Here is a 4,573-nt window from a genome sequence, read left to right as displayed (position 1 = left end):
GATGGAGCTAGTAGTGAATCCACTCCAATTTATATTATATAAATTGGAGTTTTTTTTTAGGAGATAAATTATATGAATAATGATTATTTAGAAAGCCAGTATGAGACAGAGATTATTGAAAAAAATGAATTAGAAGATCAAGAGACCGTAGAAGATAAGGAAGTTAATGAAGCTTTTGATAAAAGTATCAGTAAAAAAATTGGGGGAACTTTTTTTAAGAAGTATTTTTCGCTAAAAATGATTATAAATTATACAAAATATATTTTATTGATATTTTTATGTATTTTAACTTTCCAAAGCATTAAAATACGAGTTAACGTTGACTATATCCCAACTTTATTTGGAAATACTTATTTAAATGTATTAAGTGAAAGTATGGTGCCAGAATTTAAAGTAAATGATTTAATAATAGGTAACGAAGTTAAAAATACAGAAAAAATAAAAGTTGGGGATATAATAACTTATAGAGATAATAGGGTTCTAGTTACTCATAGAGTGGTAGAAGTAATAAATGATGGAGATGCTTTTATAACTAAAGGTGATGCAAATGAAGAAGAAGATTTAAATCAAATCCCAAAAGAAAATATAGTTTCTAAATATAGATTTAAGATTCCTTATTTTGGATATATAATAGCTAAGTTTCAAGATTTTAGATTTCTAGCAATTATGGGGATAATATTTATGTATTTTATAATAAAGGAATTAATTTTAGAAATTAAAAAATTAAGAAAAGACAAAGAATTAAAATTAAACAATTAATAAGTCAATCTTAATGGGACTTTGAAGCATAATCTGTATATGGTCACTTGGGTTATGTGGAGTTAATAGTGAATCCACACCATTAATATTATATAAAAATATATTTTAATGGAGGATTGTTTTATGAACAAAAAAATTGCTGCCTTATTATTAGCAGCTACTTTAACAACAGGATTAGGTAGTTTTGGTACCTATGCATACTTTACAGATAATGATACATTAACAGATAATGTAAATATTACTATGGGAAATTTAAAGGTAGACGCATATTGGGCTACAGATGCTGGAAAGGATACTTGGGTTGCAACATCAAATGCAACAGAGGTTACATCAGAGACTTCTAGTACATTAACATTTAATAATGTTAAACCAGGAGATACTTTTGAAAGAGATGTAGTTGTTAATAATTATGGATCATTAAAAGCTGATATTTCAGTACAATTAAAGAAGGAATTACCAAGTGGGTTAACCGTTGAATTAATAAATGTTGTCTCACAAACTGGAAAAGTTCAAGTAGATCCTAATCATCCAGATAGATGGTATGAAAATGCTGTTGGAGCAAATGGTGGCTTTATAAGGGCTACAGTTAAGGTTACAGTTGATCCTACTTTAGGTAATGAATGGATGGATAAGGCATTTACTTTAAATGCTAACGAATTTATAGTTGTTGGCGCTCACCAAACAATTTATTAATATAAAAGTAGAAGGATGCAATTTGCATCCTTTTTTACTTTTAAAAATACTATCAATTTCATTAAAAAGAATATTTATAATAATTACAAGATAAAATTATAAAGACTTATAAAATAGTCATAAACCCTTTAACTATTGAATAACTTAGTATGAATAAATATATTATGTATTAATGCTAAGAGTAAGGGGTTTGATATGTTATTAAAAAAAGTATTAAGTAGATTTTTTTATTTTATAATTTTGGCTATGCTAATAGTTAATTTTAATGAAGCAACTACTTATGCATTAAGTGGCGAAATTATTATAGAAACTATTAATGGAGATAATAGGGGAGTATTCAATAAAGAAAAGGATGGATTATGGGCTCCAGGAAATACTAAGGTAAGTGAATTTATTGTTTATAACAACTCTGATACTGATATAAAATTGGATAATATTTCTTTTTCTAAGAGGTTAGATTATGTAGTTGATAAAAATAATATAGTAATAAAAAATTCAACAACTAAAATTTATGAAGAAGAGGGGAACTCTTTATATGAAGGAAATATAGAAGGGTTAATAAATAAAAGTGAAAAGATAGATGAAGATATAATAATAAAATCTGGAGATAATAAAAAGTTTATAATGACAATGAGTATTACTGAGAATTTAGGTAATGAAGGGCAAGGTATAGAAGAAAATTTAGATTTTTTAATTAATTACACTAGAATTAATAATGAATTTAATAAAACCTTACCTAAAACAGGTAATGGCTCAGAACAACTTATATTTCTATTATTAGGGAACTTTTTAGTAATTGGAGGAATATTAATCTTAAAATTAAAAAGGGTCTAGAGGTAGGAAGTTATCATATAAAGTTCGCCTTAAAAGTTAGATATAATATATGTAACTTTTGAGGTGAATTTTTATTTGAAAATATTATAGATATAAGTATTGTCTATCGCTATATAAAATTATCAGTAAAGTAAACTTACTTATTTTTATAGATTTAAAAAATATAAAACACGAATAATAATGTTAATTAATTGACAAATATTTGCACTAGAGATAAAATTATAATAACTTTTTGTTGAAAATTAATAATGTAGGAGTTGAAGTGTATGAAGGCTATTTTAACAGTAATCGGACAAGATAAGGTGGGTATAGTTGCAGGTATTAGCAATAAGTTATTAGATTTAAATATTAATATTTTAGATGTTAATCAAACTATAATGGACAAGTATTTTACAATGATAATGATGTTAGATTTGAACGAATCAAACACCTCTTTTGATGAAATTAAGAGTTCATTAGTTGCAAGGGGAGAAGCGCTTGGAGTAGATGTGAAAATCCAAAGAGAAGAAATATTTAATTCAATGCACACCTTATAATTATTATATTGGAGGTTAAGAGATGAACAGCAATAATATTTTAGAAACAATAAAGATGATTGAAGAAGAAAAATTAGATATTAGAACTATAACTATGGGTATATCCTTATTAGATTGTATAGATTCAGATGGAGATAAGGCTAGAGAAAAAATTTATAATAAGATTGTAAGTAGTGCAAAGGACCTAGTTAAGGTAGGGAAAGAAATTGAAAATGAATTTGGTATTCCAATAGTGAATAAACGAGTATCAGTAACTCCTATATCAATAATTGCAGGAGCAACTGATGAAGAAAACTATGTTAAGTTTGCTGAAACTTTAGATAAGGCAGCAGAAACTTTAGGAGTAGACTTTATTGGAGGTTTTTCAGCTTTAGTTCAAAAAGGTTATACTAAAGGAGATAAAATCTTAATAGAATCAATACCAGAAGCACTAGCAAAGACTAGTAAAGTTTGTTCATCAGTAAATGTAGGTTCATCAAGATCTGGAATAAATATGGATGCAGTTAGGCATATGGGAGAAATCATAAAGAGAACTGCAGAAAACACTAAGGAAACTAAAGGTTTTGGTTGTGCAAAGCTTGTGGTATTCTGTAATGCTGTTGAAGATAATCCATTTATGGCAGGAGCCTTCCATGGTGTTGGAGAAGCAGATAAGGTTATAAGTGTTGGAGTTAGTGGACCAGGAGTTGTTCAAAGAGCTATAGAAAAGGTTAAGGGAGAGTCTTTTGATGTATTAGCGGAAACTATTAAAAAGACTGCTTTTAAAATAACTAGAATGGGACAACTTGTTGCACAAGAAGCTTCAGAAAGATTAGGAGTTCCATTTGGAATAGTTGACTTATCTCTTGCACCTACACCAGCAGTAGGTGACTCAGTTGCACATATATTAGAAGAGATGGGACTTGAAGTAGTAGGAACTCATGGTACTACAGCAGCTCTAGCTTTACTTAATGATGCAGTTAAAAAAGGTGGAGTTATGGCATGTAGTCATGTTGGAGGATTAAGTGGTGCATTTATACCAGTTTCTGAAGATGCAGGTATGATAGATGCAGTATTAAATGGTTCACTAAACTTAGAAAAGCTAGAAGCGATGACAGCAATATGTTCAGTTGGACTAGATATGATAGCAGTACCTGGAGATACACCAGCTGAAACTATAGCAGCCATGATAGCAGATGAATCAGCTATAGGTATGATAAATAATAAAACTACAGCTGTTAGAGTTATACCAGCACCAGGCTGTGAGGTTGGAGACTTAGTTGAATTTGGTGGATTACTTGGAACAGCGCCAGTAATGCCAGTAAATAAATACTCATCATCTTTATTTATTCAAAGAGGTGGAAGAATACCAGCACCAATACACTCTTTTAAGAATTAGAAGAGTGGAAAAATAAAATAATAAAAAATGAAGAAATGAAATAATGAAAAAATTATGGGTAAAACTCAGCTAGTGCTGAGTTTTTTACTTTAGTAAAAAATCCATAAGGAGACTATAGAAGAATTATATATTATTAATTAATTTAACTATATTTAATGAGAGTTATAACTTCTTGCGTAATTGTCTATTTTTTTAGCTGAAACTATATATATCTATAATTAAGGTATATAATTTATATATGTCAGAAAAGCATTATGAAGAAATAAAAATATTTATAGGGGTGAGTTTATATGAGAAATATAAAATATCTATCAAAACAAGGGTCTGAAATTAAACCTAATGAAGATAAAATTACTATAATTGATGGTGCTGC

General features: G+C 28.3%; 5 protein-coding genes and 1 riboswitch. All 5 genes read left to right on the top strand.

Features of this window, described 5'->3' with window-relative positions:
* Positions 1-72 precede the first annotated feature (72 nt).
* Complete coding sequence (locus E6248_RS13530; RefSeq protein WP_316341316.1) at positions 73-759, top strand: signal peptidase I; 687 nt, start codon at positions 73-75, stop codon at positions 757-759.
* A gap of 6 nt (positions 760-765) precedes the next feature.
* Positions 766-849, top strand: a riboswitch (cyclic di-GMP riboswitch).
* Between the two features lie 33 nt (positions 850-882).
* Positions 883-1,452 carry a TasA family protein gene (locus E6248_RS13525; protein WP_316341315.1) on the top strand — a complete coding sequence of 190 codons (570 nt, stop codon included), beginning with the start codon at positions 883-885 and terminating at the stop codon, positions 1,450-1,452.
* Between the two features lie 195 nt (positions 1,453-1,647).
* Entirely contained in the window at positions 1,648-2,286 is a 639-nt protein-coding gene (locus E6248_RS13520) for an LPXTG cell wall anchor domain-containing protein (RefSeq protein WP_316341314.1), read from the top strand.
* Positions 2,287-2,552: 266 nt separating this feature from the next.
* Entirely contained in the window at positions 2,553-2,822 is a 270-nt protein-coding gene (locus E6248_RS13515; protein WP_316341313.1) for an ACT domain-containing protein, read from the top strand.
* Positions 2,823-2,844: 22 nt separating this feature from the next.
* Positions 2,845-4,200, top strand: a complete 1,356-nt coding sequence (locus E6248_RS13510; protein ID WP_316341312.1) for a PFL family protein — start codon at positions 2,845-2,847, stop codon at positions 4,198-4,200.
* Positions 4,201-4,573: the final 373 nt, after the last annotated feature.

The sequence above is a fragment of the Clostridium sp. genome, assembly GCF_032552055.1.
In the GTDB taxonomy this organism is placed as follows: Bacteria; Bacillota; Clostridia; order Clostridiales; family Clostridiaceae; genus Clostridium.
The sequence above is the reverse complement of the archived record's forward strand: the minus strand, read 5'-3'. Positions and strand labels throughout refer to the sequence as shown.

What these genes read in the sequence shown, in the direction of transcription:
- E6248_RS13510 (WP_316341312.1), top strand. Translation starts at nt 2,845, where the DNA reads ATGAACAGCAATAATATTTTAGAAACAATAAAGATGATTGAAGAAGAA.
- E6248_RS13525 (WP_316341315.1), top strand. Translation starts at nt 883, where the DNA reads ATGAACAAAAAAATTGCTGCCTTATTATTAGCAGCTACTTTAACAACA.
- E6248_RS13530 (WP_316341316.1), top strand. Translation starts at nt 73, where the DNA reads ATGAATAATGATTATTTAGAAAGCCAGTATGAGACAGAGATTATTGAA.
- E6248_RS13520 (WP_316341314.1), top strand. Translation starts at nt 1,648, where the DNA reads ATGTTATTAAAAAAAGTATTAAGTAGATTTTTTTATTTTATAATTTTG.
- E6248_RS13515 (WP_316341313.1), top strand. Translation starts at nt 2,553, where the DNA reads ATGAAGGCTATTTTAACAGTAATCGGACAAGATAAGGTGGGTATAGTT.